Origin of the sequence: Staphylococcus taiwanensis, from assembly GCA_020544305.1 — a bacterium.
GTDB lineage: Bacteria > Bacillota > Bacilli > Staphylococcales > Staphylococcaceae > Staphylococcus > Staphylococcus taiwanensis.
This window is the reverse complement of record CP058667.1, coordinates 889,285-908,369: the sequence shown is the minus strand read 5'-3', so window position 1 is coordinate 908,369 and position 19,085 is coordinate 889,285. Positions and strand designations below refer to the sequence as shown.

Here is a 19,085-nt window from a genome sequence, read left to right as displayed (position 1 = left end):
TATTTTAAGCCAAATATTAATAATATACTCGCTACTCTTCAAATTAATTATTACCTATTTTATCGGATTTAATTACTATTGTCATCAAATTAAGTTATATTTACAAAATTTTCTCACAATAATAATGAGTTACAATTTACGTTAGCTTTTCACGTTTTATTTTCAAAAAATTGTAAACGAGTAATACTATTGTTACAATCAAACTATTAACATAGCAATGAACAATAGCTTATAGGAGGAATTGCAATGACTAAAATGAACGTTGAAAGTTTCAATTTAGATCACACTAAAGTTGTCGCACCATTCGTGCGTTTAGCAGGTACTATGGAAGGATTAAACGGCGATGTAATCAAAAAATATGATATTCGATTTAAACAACCGAATAAAGAACATATGGAAATGCCTGGCTTACATTCATTAGAACATTTAATGGCTGAAAATATTAGAAATCATACTGATAAAGTCGTTGATTTAAGTCCTATGGGTTGTCAAACTGGCTTTTATGTATCATTTATTAATCATGATGATTATGAGGACGTTTTAGACATTATTGAAAAAACTTTAAACGATGTCTTAGATGCTACTGAAGTACCAGCTTGTAACGAAGTACAATGTGGTTGGGCGGCAAGTCACTCTCTTGAAGGTGCAAAAGAAATTGCTCAAGCATTCTTAGACAAACGTAACCAATGGAATGATGTCTTTGGCGAAGGTAAATAATTTCGCTAAAATAATTGGGATATATAACATAAATAACCACCTTTTCTTATTTACTTAAGAAGCGGTGGTTTTGTTATTGCTATTATAATTTTTTAATCATACCGATTAGTACAAATTGCATTGGTAATCTTAAATATAGAGCCCATTTAGGTACTTGTTTATCACCTAATGGCAGCTCTTTACGTGCCATATAAACATTAGCTGGTAAAACAGCTAGTAAAAAGAGATTCATACCTTTTTTCAACCATTCAGCAGGTCTTTTTACTAGTAGCATAATGCCAAAGAATATTTCAAAGACACCTGTAACTAATACAGCTGTTTTTCTTAAAGGCAAGTATTCTGGAACAATATTTCTAAATTGGCGTTCATTTGTAAAATGAAGTACACCTGCTGTGCCAAATCCTAAACCTAATAAATAACGAAATACTTTCATTAATGCTCAACTCCCATTTCTTTTAAATAACTCTTACCGAATTCAGGTAATTCAACGTTAAAGTTATCTGCAATTGTAGCACCAATTGAACTAAATGTCGTATCACCTGATAGTTCATGATAGTCAGTCACCTTCGGACTAAACATTAACACTGGAATATATTCACGTGTGTGATCAGTACCATCAGCAATTGGATCATTACCGTGGTCCGCTGTAATAATAACTAAATCGTCTTCATGAAGATTCTCAAATAATTCAGGTAATCTTTCATCAAAGTCTTTAATTGCTTGGGCATAACCAGCTTTATCACGACGATGACCATACAATGCATCAAAGTCCACTAAATTTAAGAAACTCAATCCAGTGAAGTCTTTTTTCACAACATTAATTAATTGGTCCATACCATCCATATTATTCTTAGTACGAATGGCTTCAGTAACACCCTCGCCATCATAAATATCATTTATTTTTCCAATTGCAATAACATCATAACCATTGTCTTTTAAAGTATTCATAACCGTTTTACCAAATGGTTTTAAAGCATAGTCATGGCGATTAGATGTACGTGTAAAGTTTCCTGGTTCACCAACATATGGACGTGCGATGACACGACCGATTAAATATTTTGGATCTTTCGTTAATTCACGAACCTTCTCACAAATGTCATATAACTCTTCTAAAGGAATGATATCTTCATGAGCTGCAATTTGTAAAACTGGATCCGCACTTGTATATACAATTAAATCGCCAGTTTGCATTTGATGTTCGCCTAATTCATCGATAATTGCAGTACCTGATGCAGGTTTATTTGCGACAACTTTTCGGCCAGTCATTTCTTCAATTTGTTGAATTAAATCATCTGGAAAGCCATTGGGATATACTTTGAATGGTTGCATAATATTTAAACCCATAATTTCCCAATGTCCCGTCATCGTATCTTTTCCAACTGAAGCTTCGCTTAATTTTGTATAAAAAGCACCAGGTTGTTCAACATGATTAACAACTGGCAAATCCTCAATATTTCCCAGACCAAGTTTTTCTAAATTAGGTAATTTTTGTTGAAATCCTTCTAATGTATGTTTTAGAGTATGTGATCCTTCATCGTTAAAAGCTGCTGCATCAGGTCCTTCTCCAATACCTACTGAGTCCATTACAATTAAATGTACTCTTTTAAATGGTGTAGTCATACTAATACACTCCTACTCTGTAATAATTTTATGAATTAATGTTGGTGTTTCTGCTTGTTGTTTAATAGAAATACTTTCATCAAGTTTCTTAATAACATCTTCCACATCTTCGCGATTACTATGAATTGTTAATAAAGATTCGCCCTCTTCAACAGAATCACCAACTTTTTTATTTAAGACAAGTCCAACGCTCAAATCAATTTTATCTTCTTTAGTTTGACGACCTGCGCCTAACATCATTGATGCTACGCCTATTTCATTAGCAATTAATTCTGCTACAACACCACTTGATTTAGCTTTATAATCAATTTGATATTGTGCAGTTGGTAAATTTTCAGGATGATCAACTACTGATGCATCGCCACCTTGATTCTGTAAAAATGTCTTAAACTTCGCGATGGCCGAACCATCACTGATAGCATTTAATAATCGTTCACGTGCTTCATCTAATGATGTTGCTTTGTTAGCCAATACTACCATTTGCGAACCTAGCGTTAAAACGAGTTCAGTTAAATCTTCTGGCCCTTCTCCATTTAATGTATCAATCGCTTCTTTTAATTCTAGAGCATTACCGATCGCACGACCAAGCGGTTGACTCATATCAGAAATAATAGCCATAGTATTTCTTCCTACATTATTTCCAATACTTACCATTGCGTGTGCTAAACTTTCCGCGTCTTCTAAAGTCTTCATAAATGCACCATTACCAGTTTTAACATCTAATACAATTGCATCCGCACCTGCTGCAATCTTTTTACTCATTATAGAAGAAGCAATTAATGGTATAGAGTTAACTGTGCCGGTAACATCTCTCAATGCATATAATTTTTTATCAGCTGGTGTTAAATTGCCTGATTGGCCTATAACCGCTACTTGATTCTTATTAACTAATTTCACAAAATCCGCTTCAGAAATCTCAACATGAAATCCTTTAATTGATTCTAATTTATCAATTGTTCCGCCAGTATGTCCTAAGCCACGACCGCTCATTTTAGCTACTGGCACACCGACGGCTGCAACTAAAGGTGCCAACACTAATGTCGTAGTATCACCTACACCTCCAGTTGAATGTTTGTCTACTTTGATACCATTAATTTGTGACAAATCAATAACGTCACCTGAATTAACCATTGCCATTGTTAAAGCCGCACGTTCTTCTTCATTCATATCTTGGAAGAAAATAGCCATTGCTAAACTTGATGCCTGGTAATCAGGTATATCCCCATTTGTATAACCATTGATAAAGAATTCAATTTCCTTCGTCGTTAATGCTTTGCCATCACGTTTCTTTTCAATAATATCTACCATTCTCATAATTCTGAACCCCCTTTCAAATAAGCTGTTATATCTTTAAGTTGTTATTGTCCTATTAATTAATAATCAGAATTCGATTCTAAACCTTGAATAATTTGCACTCCAGCACTTGCACCAATTCGAGTTGCACCTGCATCAATCATCTTATTGAAGTCTTCAAGATTGCGTACGCTCCCAGATGCTTTAACTTCTAAATCATCCCCAACCGTTTCTTTCATCAATTTAACATCTTCTGGAGTCGCTCCTCCACCAGCAAAACCTGTAGACGTTTTAACGAAATTAGCACCAGCTACTTTAGCTAATTCACTCGCTTTTACTTTTTCGTCATCAGTTAATAATACAGTTTCAATAATTACTTTAACTGTTTTACCATTTGCTGCACCTACAACACCTTCGATATCTTTTTGCACATCTTCAAATCTGCCATCTTTGAGGGCACCGATATTAATGACCATATCGATTTCTGATGCCCCATTTTTAATGGCATCTTCTGTTTCAAAAATTTTAGACGCTGTCGTAGTTGCTCCTAGAGGAAAACCTATTACTGTACAAACTAATACATCCGAATCTTTTAATTTATCAGCAGCATATTTCACATGTGTTGGACTAACACAGATAGATTTAAAGTTATATTCTTTAGCCTCTTGGATAATTTGATCAATTTGTTGACGTGTTGATTCAGGTTTTAATAATGTATGATCAATGTATTTCGCATAATTCATATGAGTTACCTCCATTAAGTTGTTGTAAAATTTCATTCTATTATTTTGTATGAATTAAATTGATTAATACTATAGTCCTTCATTTATATAGTACAAAAATTCGCAAAAAAGTTAAACAAATGTTATCTTAATCTTAATAATCATGTTAAGGAGAAGATATTAATGACAAATGGCACACCTCACATTCAACCTAATGGAACAAAAATTGCAAAAACAGTTTTAATGCCTGGCGACCCTTTACGTGCAAAATATATTGCTGATAATTTTTTAGAAAATGTTGAACAATTTAACGAAGTACGTAATATGTTTGGTTATACTGGTACATATAAAGGCAAAGAAATTTCAGTAATGGGCTCTGGTATGGGAATTCCAAGTATTGGTATTTATTCATATGAGCTTTATAATTTCTTTGATGTAGACACAATTATCCGTGTTGGTTCATGTGGTGCATTACAAGAGAATGTTAACTTGTATGATGTTATTATTGCTCAAGCAGCATCTACTAACTCTAATTATGTAGACCAATTTAATATTCCTGGCCACTTTGCCCCAATCGCTGACTTTGAACTCATTACTAAAGCTAAAAATATTGCTGATAAAATTGGAGCAGTAAGTCATGTAGGTAACGTATTATCTTCAGATACATTCTATAATGCTGATGCAACGTTCAATGACAATTGGAAAAAAATGGGAATTTTAGGTATTGAAATGGAATCAGCAGGTTTATACTTAAATGCTATTAATGCTGGCAAAAAAGCATTGGGCATTTTCACTGTTAGTGACCATATTTTAAGAGACGAAGCTACAACAGCAGAAGAACGTCAAAACTCATTCACTCAAATGATGGAAATTGCCTTAGAAATTGCTGAATAATCTCTTTTGACTCAAAATAAGTAAAACAATTTACTGTATTTATAAAATTAATAAGCTAGGATGTATCTAAACTCAAATACATCCTAGCTTTTCAACTTTTAAAGTTACTTATGTTTTAGTCTTTTAATAGTAAAAAATGATTTTCTAATAAAAGCAACTAATAAAAATGACGATTTCTATCTACTTAATAGAAACCGTCACCTTATTAAAATTAAACATGATTTTAAATGAAACTATCTTATACTAAATAAGATTTAAACATCCAATTGTGTTTATCAATTGAATTTTTCATTCCAATAAACATATCTTCTGATACATCGTCTCCAGCTTCTCCAGCTACTTCAATTGCTTTAGCTAATTGTTCTGAAATGTTAGTTAAGTCTTTAGAGAAAGCTTCAACCATTTGTTCAGCTGTATAATTTTTACCCGCTTCATCTACAATAGAGATGTCTAAACTTTCTTTCAATGTACCTACAGGATTACCACCGATAGCTAAAATACGTTCTGCTAAATCATCTACATATTGGCTAGCTTCATTATACAATTCTTCAAATTTCTCATGTAAAGAGAAGAAGTTAGGTCCTTTAACATACCAATGGAAATTGTGTAATTTTGTGAATGCTACTGTCCAGTTTGCAACTTGTTGGTTTAATTCTTTTACTACGTCTTGTTGACTCATTATATTCTCTCCTTTTATTTTCAAAAGTGTTTTCTCTCTATTACATACATCATTATATTATAATAATTATAATCTGTAAAGAGAGAAGCGAGTTTTTATTTGTAATTATTACAATTAATGAGATACCCTTTTAACCTTTAAAAATGCTTTTATTTTGCTTAAAAATACTTTTTACGCCCATTAATTTTATCAATAAATCATCATAATTATCAATTATAAAACATACAATTATCAATTAATCGATTAATTTTATCAATTACCCTCGTTTATCATTAATAAAAAATGATTTTTCATATGCATTGGGTTGGTGCCAATGTGTTTTCCACATTCTATTACGATTATTAGCAAATAAGTTATATCCTAAATCTCTAATTGGTCGAGGTATACATTTAAGTAGTAAACCTAACCATTTATAATTACTTGTTGTCATAATTAAAGTTGCAATAGCATTAGATTTATACTCTAAATGATGACCTTGTTGCAAAATCACACTATTTCTATTTTTAGCTTCTGGATGTTGTTCAAATAAATGTTTACCAGTATCACTTTTTAATGTTGCAAACTCATAATTTTTAGGTAATCCATGTTGAATAAGCCATATACAATAGTTATAGCAATAAACGCAATTACCATCATAATAAATTATTGGCATAATACTTCACCTTCCTTGTGGTCATATATATAGTATTCCTTAGTATTTTCTTTTCTAAACAAAAAAGCGGAAGTAGGACAATAATTCATTGTCCTACTCCCGCAAGGATATCAATATTGATTGCGCTTTGCTTAATCGTGTTTCACTTTAACAATTCTTGTATATTTTAAAAATTGTTCTGAGTATTTAGTTTTGATATTTTCGAGGCGATCATAAGTGACACCAATGATATGCCAATTAGGATTAAAATGATAAAATGAATCTTTATCACGAGACCATTTCACCATGTTTCCTTCTTTATTATATCGAGGTAACGTCACTTCATACCCTTCTAAAACGTTAATGTAAGTTTGGAAAATATCTGGATCTATTTTATTAAAATTATCAATGACTAAATAACTTTTATCATTTTTTGGCATTAATTGCGTAATAAAGCCTTCACGATAATACAGTGCGCCAGCTTCATTAGGTAAATATTTACCATATAACATATCTTCACTAAAATCTGGATGTCCACCAGTGATTACAGGATTTGCATTCGTTTTTTGTAATAGATTATTTGCCGCTTTTAAACCTTCTTCTTTTTTATCAACGACTAATAATATAAAAGGTTTTAATGTATTTTCATTTTCAACTGATTCTAATTCAGGCTTTTTGATTGTTTCAAATGGTGTTTTGATGCCATCATTCATACTCATATCAATAATGGCATCATATTGAGTTTGATTCATGCTAGCAATCGCTTGTTTCGCATTTTCTTGTAAAAAATACAAATTCTTTAACTTAGGATGCTTATTTAATGCTCCTAAGGTCACAGGTGTAATATCCTTCTCATAGTAAATTTCAATTGCTGTGCTATTAGTACGACCTGGTATTGGTGGCTTTTCATGAATATGTCTCGAAACTTCTCCAATACCCACAACAGATTGTTCTTTATTTTTATTATAGAATATCAGATTATCGCCAACTTCTAATTGATTATAAAAATGATAGCCGTTACGTTTAATACCATTATAAGTATGCGTATAAATCGTATAATGTTCTCCTGCTTCAAAATCTTCTGTCTCAGATAAGAAAAAGTAGCGTGGTAATTTCTCTTCACCTTTACCTAGAGCAACAATTAATTCAAACTCTTCTTGAGTAAGTTGATTTATCAATGTTTCACGCATATTGTTCATACGAAAATCTAAAGTTTCACTACGTTTTAAATAGTCTGTTGTTAAAGGTTTTAACACTTCATTAAATTGAAACTCTACTCGAATTTTACTTTGTGCTCCAGTTTGGACGCTAATAATTTCACCAATTCCTAATAAACCAGTGTCAGTTTGAACTTGATAAAAAATAACTTGATCCCCAGTCTTAGCTTTTTTAAAAGCTCTAAAACCTTGCGTGGGATTAAACTGTGCGCCAGATTCAAATAAAGTTGTTTGTCCTACTAATGGTTCGTTATGATTCCATCTTGTAAAACCACAATTTAACCAAAAGTAATTTACTTCTTCTGTCATAGTGTATCTCCTTTAATATAAGTCTCATTTACTTAATATATGTATATATGCTAGAATTTTTATTCTCTTTCACACTAAAGTTATGCCATAAATAGTAACATACTATAATTGAATTATCTTTTGTTTTTTTACTATTTTATCATAATTTACCATAGCTTTTTGCTCAAATTTTATTTTCGATAGTTGTATTTTGTCCGAAAAAAACAACTATTTGTAAAAAGTCTTAATACACTTTCATTACAAATAGTTGCCCTAATTATATTATTTTGAAATGAGTAAACTACCTAATAAGGGCATTATATTAATCATCATTCCGCCTAATTTCAGTAATCCACTAATTTCTTTATCTTTAATTGTAATTACTGTACTAATAATACCTATGATAGATACTAATCTAGGTAGTATAAGCGAAGGATAATGAGGAAAATCAAAGAAAATACCTGCGCCTGCTACAACACCACAAACTAAAGAAATATATAAGAATTGTTTCAAATGACACACGCCTTTAGAAAAATATTATATGTAACTTATTATTAAGTTAAACTCACCTTCAAATACACTATCTAAATCTTCAGAAGTCAAAATAAAATTTGAACCTTTTTGAATTTTAAATATTTCACCATCAATAATAATTTGTCCATCTCCATCAATAACAGAAACAAGACAAAACTCTCTAGGTTTCATATAATTTAATGTACCATTGATTTCCCATTTGACCATTGTAAAAAAGTCATTAGAAACAATATGGCTACATTTATGATTTTCGATAATTTCATTTTCAGGAACTATATTCGGCAATTCGGCAGTAAATTGTGTAACGTCGAGTGCTTTTTCAATATCAAGTGATTGAGCATCAGTACGTTGACGATTATAATCAAAAAGTCTATATGAAATATCTGATGATTGCATCGTTTCATAAACCATTACACCTTCACCTATTGAATGAATTGTTCCTGCAGGAATAAAGTAAAATTCTCCAGATTGAACTTTAACTGTCTTTAATGTTTCAAGTATATTTCCTTGTTCAATTTCTTTTCTTAATTCTTCTTTAGAGTCAGCAGTTGTGCCAACGATAATTTCAGCATCTTCTTTAGCACTAATAATATACCAACATTCTGATTTACCATATTGACCATTTTCGAATTCATAAGCATACGAATCGTCAGGATGAACATGGACTGATGGTGATTCCTTTGCATCTACGATTTTACATAATAATGGAAAATCTTTACTGGGAAAGTCTCCAAAAAGTTCTCTATGCTCTGCCCACACTTGATTTAATGTTAGGCCATTATAAGGACCATTCAAAATGATACTTTGACCGTTTGGATGTGCTGAAATTCCCCAACATTCTCCTATATGTTCACTTGGGAGGTCATAATTAAATTCAGTTAATTGCTTACCGCCCCATATTTTTTCATGGAAAATAGGCTTTAAAAATAATGGCATAGTTACACCCCCTTAAAACCAATTGTGGCTTTATTATCTATCTTTAAAGTTCACACTAATATTTAAACTTTATTATGTATAGCATTATGACCCATATTATTTAAAAATAATCGTCTAATCACCTATGAAGTTTGTACTAGGCTTTGCGTATTCATACTTTTAATAGCATACATCAATAGAAAGTTATTATTGATTACGCTCATGTTCATATTATATCAATTTTGTTACTTATTTAATAGAATGGATTTGCATAATATAGGAGTGGGACGAAATTCATCTTGAATTCATTGTCCCACTCCAACTTGCTTTGCTTGTAAAATCTCTTTTAAAGATTTTCTACGTTGGCCCGCCTGTACAAGGGTGACTAAAGTTGAGTAAAGCTTAATATAAGTACTTTCTCAATTCAGTCAGCTACTGTGAATTTGCAGTGTAACCTCATAATATTATTTATGCCTCATACTCATTTAATACTCTATATAAAATGTTAAACCAACTTATTCATATGAAGAAAGTGCTTCTTGAATAGTTTTATCACCAGTTATGATTTGAAATTCTTTATTTAAAAATTTATTATCTGAAGTTACTATTTCTCTTAAAACTGACGCAACATCTTCTCTCGGAATGGTACCTCTACCATCAAAGTAAAGATCAGCTTCAATTTTGCCTGTACCAGTTTTATCCTCTAATCCACCAGGATGTACAATGGTATAAGTTAAACCTGATGCTCTTAAATGATTATCGGCATAGTGTTTCGCAATTGTATATGGTTTTAAGTCACCGCTTCTATCAAACGCTTCACGTCTTGAATCATAAGTAGAGACCATTACATAATGTTTCACATCAGCATTTTTACTAGCTTCCATAGTTTTAACCGCACCGTCTAAGTCTACGATAATTGTTTTATCCGCACCAGTACTGCCTCCTGAGCCTACAGAGAATACTACTTTATCAAATGCTTTAAATTTATCAGTTAAGTCCTCAATACTGTCTTTTTCTATATCTATTAGAATTGCGTTTACATTTTGTTCTTTTAAAGCATTGACTTGTTCCTCTTTTCTAACTCCTGCAGTAAAATCTACGTTATCATTTTTTAATTGGCTAACTAGCTTGGCACCTACGCCACCGTTAGCTCCTATAACCAAAATACTCATAACTTGTCGTCCTCCTTTATAAGTTATCCTTTAAATATCATACCACTTGCATATTGTGGTCAAACTTGTATGCATTTTGACATTAAGTTGCAATCAGTGTATATTAATGTATGAAAATATATTCATATATTAATATGAGGTGTTCTTTATGACCGATTCAAATCAACATGATACACAAGACTTTACTCTAGAGTATGCAACCGAAATTTTTAAAGCGCTTAGTGATTATAATCGTCTTCGCATTTTATTGTTACTTGAAAATGGTGAAGCAAGTGTAGGCCACATTACGCATACTTTAAATTTAAGTCAATCAAATGTTTCTCACCAACTTAAAATTTTAAAACAAACACAACTCGTTAAAGCATCTAGACATGGTCAATCTATGATTTACTCAATAGGTGACCAACATGTTTCAACCCTATTAAAACAAGCAATTTATCATGCTACACATCTCAGAGGTGAAAAGTAAAATGACAAATCATGCACATACACATGTCCATACAAACAATAAAAAAATTTTAGCAATTTCTTTTACGATTATTGGATTATTTATGATTATAGAAATCATTGGTGGGTTTATTGCTAATAGTTTGGCTTTATTATCCGATGGCCTCCATATGTTTAGTGATACAATCTCCTTAGGCGTTGCACTCGTTGCATTTATATATGCTGAAAAAAATGCAACTTCTACTAAAACATTTGGATACAAACGTTTTGAGGTTCTAGCTGCTCTATTTAATGGCGTAACTTTATTTATTATAAGTGTGCTTATTATTATTGAAGCGATAAAAAGATTCTTTACACCTTCAGATGTTCAATCTAAAGAAATGTTTATTATTAGTGTAATTGGCTTATTTGTTAACATTATAGTTGCAATTATTATGTTTAGAGGTGGCGATACATCTCATAATTTAAATATGCGTGGTGCATTCATACACGTTATAGGTGATTTATTAGGATCTATCGGTGCAATTATAGCAGCTATATTAATTTGGTTGTTTAACTTTACAATTGCCGACCCCATAGCGAGTACCCTAGTTTCACTTTTAATTTTGAAAAGTGCTTACGGAATTACGAAATCATCATTAAATATTTTAATGGAAGGTACACCTACTGATGTAGATATAGAAAAAGTTATTCATACAATCATGAACAATCAAGATATTCAAAATGTACATGATTATCACGTATGGACAATTTCAAATGATATGAATGCACTTAGTTGTCATGCCGTAGTAGACGCTTCACTTACTATTGAAAAATGTGAACATCTAATTGAAACAATTGAGAACGATTTGGAACATCTCAATATTCAACATATGACAATACAATTTGAAACACCTAAACATAAACATGACGATTCTATTTTATGCTCCGGCATAACACACTCACATTCGGAACATACTCACAAGCATTAACATTAACTCATTCAAAACCATACTAGGACATAAATCTTAAAATAATAGCACTAAGGTGATTATTAAAATAACTCATCTTAGTGCTTTCTTTATACTCAATAATTCATATTATATGGTTACGCTTTCCGAGGATACAGTCTCAGCCAGAAATACTACACAGATAAATCTGTGAGTACTTCTAAAGTCTTCAACTAGTACTGTACCCTCAGGAGTCTTGTCATAAATACTACGAATTCGTATACAATTTTATATTAAATTACCCTGAAGAAATAAGGCCCTTTCGTATAAATTAATAAACATCATCGTGGAGCGACTTCTCATTACCCTATAATGATGTTGAAAGTCATTTTATATACCTATACACAATCTATATTTTTTAATCGTAAAATAGAAAAACTACTTAATGACATTAAACGAGTGATGTGGTTTATTTAAATAAATTTGTCGAATATAAGTTGTTTTGCTGGAACTTGTTTTTCATCAAAGCCTTGTAAAAATTCTTCATTATCATATGGGAGTTTAATTCTCTCAACTGAAAATTCATTTTCAGAAATAGTAACAATACCATAAACCGCATTAGATCCATTATTTAATCCCACTGATCCAGGATTAAAATAAATTGTTTTATTATCATCATATAAATGCATTTGATGATTATGCCCAAAAGCTATAAAATCTGCCTCTTTATCTTTAAATAATTCTATTATCGCTTCTTTACTATTTTCAGTTATAGGACTAAATGGTTGATCCTCAATGCCAGCTTCAAGCTTTTCTTCTTTAATATCATAATGAATAAATAATAATTTTTTACCACAGATATTCTTTTCAATATATCTAGGTAACAAATTAATTCGATCATAATAATCTTCGTCCATATGACTTTCTATCCATTGATGATGTTCATAAAACTTGTCTTTCAAATCTTCGGGGTAAGGAGTATTATTGACTAACGACATAATCGCCTCATCATGATTACCGGCAATGATCTGCATATCATTACGATCGAATATTGTATCTAAAACTTTATTTGTTTCATGTCCAATTCCAATATTGTCTCCTAAATTATAGATTTCATCAATATCGTCTCTATTATCAATATCATCTAACACAGTTTCTAAAGCATCATAATTACCGTGCACATCAGTTATAATCGCAAATTTCATGATGATAACTCCTTTCAAAAAATAATCATTAGCATATTTTAACACTTAATTGCCGAATATGTTAGATATTATTTTAAAAAAAGTACAATCTTTGATATTGTATTTATATTAAGAAAAAGGAGTGCTTATATTTGTTCAAATATCACAGTTTGGCATTAAAAAATGCTAAATCGCAAATTCTTAAAACTATATTATTCAGTATAATAAGTTTTCTAGTAGTATTTGTGATTTTTGGCGTTGCTAGAACATTCTTTATGCAATACTTCATGCAAATGCAGATAGCAGCCCAATTACAACAGTCATCAGGACCAATTTTATTTTTAATGATTTTAATTCTACTTTTAGGATTAATATTTTTCATATTTGCAGGCTACCAATTGCTTGCAGGTGCTTTAAATGTAATTGCTAAAGCAATTAAGAAAGACTATGTGCGTTTTACTGACTTATTTGTAGCTTTTAAAAAAGGTAAATATGGTAAAAGTTTAATTTTAGCTCTAATCACTTTAGGTCTTATAGTGATTATGTACTTAATTATCATGGGATTAAATTATCTATTTAATCTTGCACTAACACCATTATTTACGTCGTTACAGTCATCACTTAGTACATCAGATAACGCAACAGCTATTTTATTAACGATTCAAATTATTTTAATCGTTATTATAGGTCTAGTAACTTCATTTGTATCATGGTTCTTCTTCATTTTAATGATTAATTACTCTGTATCTTTAACTCAAGAATCAGACCTTAAAGCAATGGGTCATTTTAAAGACGGATTTAAAGGTATTAAAAATGGTCATAAAACATGGTTCAAATTCTTTATAGCTGTAATCCTTATCAATCTACTTATAATTATTATTACACAACCACTTGGAACATTAATTTCAATTGGAACAGGTAATATGTCTCAGAAAGTAGCATCAATTATTTTAAATACAGCTCAAGTAATTATTGTTATTTTACGTTTTGTTTTATACTTCATTATCATCATGGGTGTCGTCCATTACTTCTTAAAACGCGGCGAGAAACTTGATAAAACGCCAAAAGATAAAAACAAAAAACGTAAAAATAAAAAAGATAATACTTTAAATAAACATGACTTAAATAACAATACTGATAACAATCAAGTATCAAATACAAGTTCTGAAGTTAAAGATAAAGCTAAAGAACATTCAGATAATGTGTCTAATAAAGTTAATCATCATTCTACTGATTTAAAAAATGATGCGAAAGATACATTAAATAAAGACAAATAAAACTAAGAGACGCTCATATTATATTTGAGCGTCTCTTCTTATTTTTAAATTACAGCTTGATGTGTTACTTTTATATCATTTATTTTAAAAATGTTTCTTCTAAGTATAGGGCTGCACCATCTTCTTCATTAGTAAATGCAGTTACTTCGTCCGTAATTTCTTTAATTTCTGGACGTGCATTTTTCATAGCAACACTATATCCCCCGAAGGCAAACATTGCTCTGTCATTGTCACTATCCCCTATGACAAGCGTTTCATCTTGTTTAATACCAAAATGTTCAATCATTTCCTTTATTCCAGTACCTTTATCAGTATTATAAGCCATCGTTTCCGCATTATATCTTGATGAATTAGAAACACTTATATTTAGTAATACTTTATTTTGAATTAACTCATCTCTAAATCTAGTAATTTTATCTAAATTTGGGGTAAATAAATATATTTTTGCATAGTCATCATCAGGAATATTGTTTGACCAATTAATTTTACCTGCCATAGCATCTAATCGAGAAGTCCATTCACTTTCACTAACATGATTTGGTGGCGTATTCCCTTGAATCATTTCATCCATCCATGATTGATCTTCATCTAAAGCGAGTCTTTGTTTATCAAATGGAAAGACTTCATAATAAATTTTTTGCTGTTGAGCCAATGTAACTATTTTTTTTACGTTCTCAGTTGATAAGCTATGCATAAATAAATTACTATTATTAATTTCACCACTAGTCCCATTTGAACTTATAATTCCATCAACTTCAAATCCTTTTGGGACAAGATTGTTAATTTCTGAATAAGAACGTCCTGTAGCTAAAAATACTTTGTATCCTTTTTCTCTCAAATGATCAATGACTTCTTTAGTTTTATTTGATGCTTTATTATCTTCATGTAAGATGGTTCCATCCATATCGAGAAAAATTGCTTTAATATTTTCTAGTGCCATATTAGTTAGCTCCTTTACTTATCTTTGCTTAAATTGTGTCATTATTTATTTAAAAGTGCAATGACCTTAATCTTTTAGATATAGTGCGTACCGTTGCTTTCGATTAATCACTTCAATTTGTCGTTCAAATAACCTAGACATCATATCATTAGTTAATATATTTGGGATTAACCCTTTACCAAAGCATTTTCCATCTTTCAATAAAAATATTTTATTGAATATTGGAATTATTTCTTCAACAAAATGAGTGACATATATTATTGAAAGTTCAGGTCGTTTAATACTTAAATCTTCAATAACCTTAAATAAATTTTCGCGAGCTAAAAAATCCAAACCAGAAGCTGGTTCATCCAAAATAATTAACTTCGGGTTACTCATTAAGGCTCGGGCGATCATAACGCTTTGTTGTTGACCTGTAGATAAATAGCCTAAATATTGCTGTTCATATTTGTTCATACCAACTATCTCTAATAGTTCTTGAGCTTGCTTTATATGTAAATCACTGACTTCTTTATAAACACCAATCGATTTGAAAGCACCGCTTATTACTATATCAATGACTTTTTCACCTTCTGGAAATTTATTTAATAAACTTCCAGAAACATATCCAATTTGTGCTCTTACTTTATCTGCCGAAAACCCAATTTTACCTGGTTCCATACCAAATAATTGTATTTGCCCGTTTGTTATTGGTTCATATGCATTAAAAATATTTAAGAGCGTTGTTTTACCTGCGCCGTTCATACCATATAAAATCCATTTATCTCCTTCTCGTATCTGCCAATTGATATTATTAATAATACATCTACCTTGTTTTTTTCTACTGATATTATTCAATGTAATTAACATGAAATCACCTCACGTGTCACTATTATTGTAAGATAATTCAGATAATTGTACAAAGCGCATGATTTAATAGGACAAAAACGAAGTTAATTAGTTACTCATTTCTAATTTTTCCACTCATAATCACATTAGTTACATTTAAATTTAATATTCTATTAAGCAAAAAGGACTGAGATAGAATTCTTATCGAATTCGTCATCTCAGTCCCGTAAGGAATGTCTAGAACTGAGAAAAGCTTGATTAAGCCCTTCTAAGTTCAGTCAGCTACTGCGAATTTGCAATGTAGCTCTATATTATTATTTATAACTTAGACATTTCCACTATATATAGAAAGTATTATTCTACTGTAACAGATTTAGCTAAGTTACGTGGTTTATCTACATCTAAATCTCTGTGTAGCGCTGCATAATAGGCAATTAGTTGAAGTGTAACAACAGAAACTAATGGTGTTAATAACTCATGTACGTGAGGGATAACATAAGTATCGCCTTCTTTTTCTAATCCTTCCATAGAAATAATACATGGGTTAGCACCACGAGCTACAACTTCTTTGACGTTACCACGAATTGATAAGTTAACTTTCTCTTGAGTAGCTAATGCAATAACAGGTGTACCATCTTCAATAAGTGCGATTGTACCATGTTTTAATTCCCCACCAGCGAAACCTTCTGCTTGAATATAAGAGATTTCTTTTAATTTTAATGAACCTTCAAGACTTACATTATAGTCCATTGTACGGCCAATAAAGAATGCATTACGTGTTGTTTCTAAGAAATCTTTAGCAATTTGTTCCATTTTAGGTGTATCATCTACGATAGTTTCAATAGCTGTCGTTACTTTAGCTAATTCTCTTAATAAATCAATATTATTATCACGGCCATGTACTTTACCAACTACTTGAGAAAGTATAGATAATACAGCAATTTGTGCAGTATAAGCTTTAGTAGAAGCTACTGCGATTTCTGGACCCGCATGTAATAATAATGTATGATCCGCTTCACGTGATAATGTTGATCCAGCAACATTCGTTACTGTAAGTGATTTATGACCTAATTTATTTGTTTCAACCAATACAGCACGACTATCTGCAGTTTCACCAGATTGAGAAATATAAATGAATAGTGGTTTTTCAGATAATAATGGCATATTATATACAAACTCAGAAGCAACATGTACTTCAGTAGGTACACCAGCCCATTTTTCAAGATATTCTTTTCCTACTAATCCAGCGTGGTAACTTGTTCCAGCTGCAATAATATAAATACGATCTGCTGCAGCTACGTCTTTAACGATTTCTGGATCAATTTTTAAATCACCGTTTTCATCTTCATACTCTTGAATAATACGACGCATTACTGCAGGTTGCTCATTAATTTCTTTAAGCATGTAATGTTCATAAATGCCTTTTTCAGCATCTGAAGCATCAATTTGTGCAGTATATGCATCACGCTCTTGAATATTGCCATCTTGGTCTTTAATAACAACATTATCTTTTTTAACGATTACAATTTCATGGTCATGAATTTCTTTATATTTATTTGTAACTTTAATCATTGCTAGTGCATCTGAAGCAATTACATTAAAGCCATCACCAATACCCACTAATAAAGGAGATTTGTTTTTAGCAACATAGATTGTATCTTCTTCTTCGTTATCTAATAAACCTAATGCATATGAACCATGTAGTAAAGATACAACTTTAGTAAATGCCTCTTCAGTAGTTAAGCCTTTATTAGAAAAGTATTCAACTAATTGAACAATAACTTCTGTATCAGTTTCAGAATGGAATGTAACATCCGCTAAGTATTCATTTTTTAACTCTTCATAGTTTTCAATTACGCCGTTATGAACTAATGTAAAGCGTTCATTATTAGATTGATGTGGGTGTGAGTTCATAGTACTTGGTACACCATGAGTAGCCCAACGAGTGTGACCGATACCAACATGTCCATCAATATCGTTATCATCAGCAACTTTTCTTAACTCAGCTATACGTCCTTTTTCTTTGAATACAGTAGTTCCGTTTTCATTGGCTACTGCAATACCTGCAGAGTCATACCCTCTGTATTCTAACTTTTCTAAACCTGATAATAATAGTTCCTTGGCATTATCATAACCAATATATCCAACAATTCCGCACATAAAATATTCCTCCGTAATTAATGGCTCTTTAATTCTCATCTGTTATATGAAATTAATTAAAATGACTAAGATTTAAGATTAAGAATTTAATCATATTTATATATTTATAACTTAATTTATCAAGATAGTTAATATTCAAATTAACTATTAATTATATTCTAATCTCTATCTTTCTTACCCATTTTAGCCATACTTTATTTGTATGTTTTTTAAAATTATTTGGCATTCTTATTATTTTTGTGCATTTAGTTACCTAAATGTTTTAATTAATAAGCTAACGAATGTGCCTCATCCGGAATAGCATCCGCCGATTATCTCGATGACTATTCTCCTCGTCTGCAAATTAATAAGATACTCTATAAGAATTAGCATATTTAATTCTTAATTATCAATGTATATATCAATTGCCCTGGCGCTTCAATTATAATTAGTTATTTCCTCCTTCCAATATCATTTATTTTACACTTTTCAGATAAATGAATGCAAACAATTTCCGACCTTTTTAGTAAATTTTTAAAATAAATATGTTTTATATTTTTCTACTTCTCATAATAATTACGTTTTATTATTATATGAATGATAAACAATATAGTAGCCAATTTAATGAAAGCGCTTTTATTTTTTATGTACCTACTCAT

General features: G+C 30.9%; 20 protein-coding genes. 6 read left to right on the top strand and 14 right to left on the bottom strand.

What is annotated here, in order from left to right:
- The first annotated feature begins 246 nt into the window (after nt 1-246).
- Nucleotides 247-717: an S-ribosylhomocysteine lyase gene (locus HYI43_04280; protein UDI77800.1), complete on the top strand. Its 471-nt coding sequence runs from the start codon at nt 247-249 to the stop codon at nt 715-717.
- Nucleotides 718-799: 82 nt separating this feature from the next.
- Here the strand turns inward: HYI43_04280 and HYI43_04275 are convergent, their stop codons facing one another.
- From HYI43_04275 to deoC, 4 genes are read right to left on the bottom strand one after another with little or no spacing between them, the layout of a single operon-like run.
- Complete coding sequence (locus HYI43_04275) at nt 800-1,150, bottom strand: hypothetical protein (protein ID UDI77799.1); 351 nt, start codon at nt 1,148-1,150, stop codon at nt 800-802.
- Complete coding sequence (deoB, locus tag HYI43_04270; GenBank protein UDI77798.1) at nt 1,150-2,337, bottom strand: phosphopentomutase; 1,188 nt, start codon at nt 2,335-2,337, stop codon at nt 1,150-1,152. The genes HYI43_04275 and deoB overlap by 1 nt, the downstream gene beginning before the upstream one ends.
- A 12-nt stretch (nt 2,338-2,349) precedes the next feature.
- Entirely contained in the window at nt 2,350-3,651 is a 1,302-nt protein-coding gene (locus tag HYI43_04265; protein UDI77797.1) for a pyrimidine-nucleoside phosphorylase, read from the bottom strand.
- A 59-nt stretch (nt 3,652-3,710) separates the two neighbouring features.
- On the bottom strand, nt 3,711-4,373 hold the full coding sequence (gene deoC, locus HYI43_04260) for a deoxyribose-phosphate aldolase (protein UDI77796.1): 663 nt from the start codon (nt 4,371-4,373) through the stop codon (nt 3,711-3,713).
- Between the two features lie 162 nt (nt 4,374-4,535).
- Between deoC and deoD the strand changes: the two genes are divergently transcribed.
- Complete coding sequence (gene deoD / locus HYI43_04255) at nt 4,536-5,246, top strand: purine-nucleoside phosphorylase (GenBank protein UDI77795.1); 711 nt, start codon at nt 4,536-4,538, stop codon at nt 5,244-5,246.
- A gap of 238 nt (nt 5,247-5,484) precedes the next feature.
- On the opposite strand, the gene HYI43_04250 is transcribed toward deoD, so the two are convergent.
- The 6 genes from HYI43_04250 to HYI43_04225 all read right to left on the bottom strand — a co-directional run bounded on the left by HYI43_04250 (nt 5,485) and on the right by HYI43_04225 (nt 10,682).
- Entirely contained in the window at nt 5,485-5,928 is a 444-nt protein-coding gene (locus HYI43_04250) for a DNA starvation/stationary phase protection protein (protein UDI79266.1), read from the bottom strand.
- Nucleotides 5,929-6,181: 253 nt separating this feature from the next.
- Nucleotides 6,182-6,577: a DUF393 domain-containing protein gene (locus HYI43_04245; GenBank protein UDI77794.1), complete on the bottom strand. Its 396-nt coding sequence runs from the start codon at nt 6,575-6,577 to the stop codon at nt 6,182-6,184.
- Between the two features lie 131 nt (nt 6,578-6,708).
- Entirely contained in the window at nt 6,709-8,082 is a 1,374-nt protein-coding gene (locus HYI43_04240) for an EVE domain-containing protein (GenBank protein ID UDI77793.1), read from the bottom strand.
- 261 nt (nt 8,083-8,343) lie between these two features.
- Nucleotides 8,344-8,574: a hypothetical protein gene (locus HYI43_04235; GenBank protein ID UDI77792.1), complete on the bottom strand. Its 231-nt coding sequence runs from the start codon at nt 8,572-8,574 to the stop codon at nt 8,344-8,346.
- Nucleotides 8,575-8,598: 24 nt separating this feature from the next.
- Complete coding sequence (locus HYI43_04230) at nt 8,599-9,531, bottom strand: class I mannose-6-phosphate isomerase (protein UDI77791.1); 933 nt, start codon at nt 9,529-9,531, stop codon at nt 8,599-8,601.
- A 494-nt stretch (nt 9,532-10,025) separates the two neighbouring features.
- On the bottom strand, nt 10,026-10,682 hold the full coding sequence (locus tag HYI43_04225; protein UDI77790.1) for an SDR family oxidoreductase: 657 nt from the start codon (nt 10,680-10,682) through the stop codon (nt 10,026-10,028).
- A gap of 148 nt (nt 10,683-10,830) precedes the next feature.
- Between HYI43_04225 and HYI43_04220 the strand changes: the two genes are divergently transcribed.
- The 3 genes from HYI43_04220 (at nt 10,831) to HYI43_04210 (ending at nt 12,535) form a co-directional block, all read left to right on the top strand.
- On the top strand, nt 10,831-11,151 hold the full coding sequence (locus HYI43_04220) for a helix-turn-helix transcriptional regulator (GenBank protein UDI77789.1): 321 nt from the start codon (nt 10,831-10,833) through the stop codon (nt 11,149-11,151).
- Nucleotide 11,152: 1 nt separating this feature from the next.
- The gene (czrB, locus tag HYI43_04215; protein ID UDI77788.1) at nt 11,153-12,100 is read left to right on the top strand and encodes a CDF family zinc efflux transporter CzrB; all 948 of its coding nucleotides are present in this window, start codon (nt 11,153-11,155) and stop codon (nt 12,098-12,100) included.
- 336 nt (nt 12,101-12,436) lie between these two features.
- Nucleotides 12,437-12,535 (top strand): hypothetical protein, encoded by a 99-nt coding sequence (locus HYI43_04210; GenBank protein UDI77787.1) that lies wholly within the window; start codon nt 12,437-12,439, stop codon nt 12,533-12,535.
- Here the strand turns inward: HYI43_04210 and HYI43_04205 are convergent.
- Nucleotides 12,532-13,263 (bottom strand): metallophosphoesterase family protein, encoded by a 732-nt coding sequence (locus tag HYI43_04205; GenBank protein ID UDI77786.1) that lies wholly within the window; start codon nt 13,261-13,263, stop codon nt 12,532-12,534. The two genes, HYI43_04210 and HYI43_04205, sit on opposite strands and share 4 nt — an antisense overlap.
- A gap of 131 nt (nt 13,264-13,394) precedes the next feature.
- On the opposite strand from HYI43_04205, the gene HYI43_04200 reads away from it, so the two are divergent.
- Nucleotides 13,395-14,519: a YtxH domain-containing protein gene (locus tag HYI43_04200; protein UDI77785.1), complete on the top strand. Its 1,125-nt coding sequence runs from the start codon at nt 13,395-13,397 to the stop codon at nt 14,517-14,519.
- A gap of 79 nt (nt 14,520-14,598) precedes the next feature.
- On the opposite strand, the gene HYI43_04195 is transcribed toward HYI43_04200, so the two are convergent.
- The 3 genes from HYI43_04195 to glmS all read right to left on the bottom strand — a co-directional run bounded on the left by HYI43_04195 (nt 14,599) and on the right by glmS (nt 18,447).
- Nucleotides 14,599-15,459 (bottom strand): HAD family phosphatase, encoded by an 861-nt coding sequence (locus HYI43_04195; GenBank protein ID UDI77784.1) that lies wholly within the window; start codon nt 15,457-15,459, stop codon nt 14,599-14,601.
- Between the two features lie 66 nt (nt 15,460-15,525).
- Nucleotides 15,526-16,308 (bottom strand): ABC transporter ATP-binding protein, encoded by a 783-nt coding sequence (locus tag HYI43_04190; protein ID UDI77783.1) that lies wholly within the window; start codon nt 16,306-16,308, stop codon nt 15,526-15,528.
- Nucleotides 16,309-16,641: 333 nt separating this feature from the next.
- Nucleotides 16,642-18,447 carry a glutamine--fructose-6-phosphate transaminase (isomerizing) gene (gene glmS / locus HYI43_04185; protein UDI77782.1) on the bottom strand — a complete coding sequence of 602 codons (1,806 nt, stop codon included), beginning with the start codon at nt 18,445-18,447 and terminating at the stop codon, nt 16,642-16,644.
- Between the last annotated feature and the right edge of the window lie 638 nt (nt 18,448-19,085).

Bases quoted from the DNA above. Each gene is read 5' to 3' on its own strand.
- deoB (UDI77798.1), bottom strand. From the start codon at position 2,337: ATGACTACACCATTTAAAAGAGTACATTTAATTGTAATGGACTCAGTA.
- HYI43_04230 (UDI77791.1), bottom strand. From the start codon at position 9,531: ATGCCATTATTTTTAAAGCCTATTTTCCATGAAAAAATATGGGGCGGT.
- HYI43_04265 (UDI77797.1), bottom strand. From the start codon at position 3,651: ATGAGAATGGTAGATATTATTGAAAAGAAACGTGATGGCAAAGCATTA.
- HYI43_04190 (UDI77783.1), bottom strand. From the start codon at position 16,308: ATGTTAATTACATTGAATAATATCAGTAGAAAAAAACAAGGTAGATGT.
- deoC (UDI77796.1), bottom strand. From the start codon at position 4,373: ATGAATTATGCGAAATACATTGATCATACATTATTAAAACCTGAATCA.
- HYI43_04220 (UDI77789.1), top strand. From the start codon at position 10,831: ATGACCGATTCAAATCAACATGATACACAAGACTTTACTCTAGAGTAT.
- HYI43_04275 (UDI77799.1), bottom strand. From the start codon at position 1,150: ATGAAAGTATTTCGTTATTTATTAGGTTTAGGATTTGGCACAGCAGGT.
- HYI43_04280 (UDI77800.1), top strand. From the start codon at position 247: ATGACTAAAATGAACGTTGAAAGTTTCAATTTAGATCACACTAAAGTT.
- HYI43_04225 (UDI77790.1), bottom strand. From the start codon at position 10,682: ATGAGTATTTTGGTTATAGGAGCTAACGGTGGCGTAGGTGCCAAGCTA.
- HYI43_04195 (UDI77784.1), bottom strand. From the start codon at position 15,459: ATGGCACTAGAAAATATTAAAGCAATTTTTCTCGATATGGATGGAACC.
- glmS (UDI77782.1), bottom strand. From the start codon at position 18,447: ATGTGCGGAATTGTTGGATATATTGGTTATGATAATGCCAAGGAACTA.
- deoD (UDI77795.1), top strand. From the start codon at position 4,536: ATGACAAATGGCACACCTCACATTCAACCTAATGGAACAAAAATTGCA.
- HYI43_04245 (UDI77794.1), bottom strand. From the start codon at position 6,577: ATGCCAATAATTTATTATGATGGTAATTGCGTTTATTGCTATAACTAT.
- HYI43_04240 (UDI77793.1), bottom strand. From the start codon at position 8,082: ATGACAGAAGAAGTAAATTACTTTTGGTTAAATTGTGGTTTTACAAGA.
- czrB (UDI77788.1), top strand. From the start codon at position 11,153: ATGACAAATCATGCACATACACATGTCCATACAAACAATAAAAAAATT.
- HYI43_04205 (UDI77786.1), bottom strand. From the start codon at position 13,263: ATGAAATTTGCGATTATAACTGATGTGCACGGTAATTATGATGCTTTA.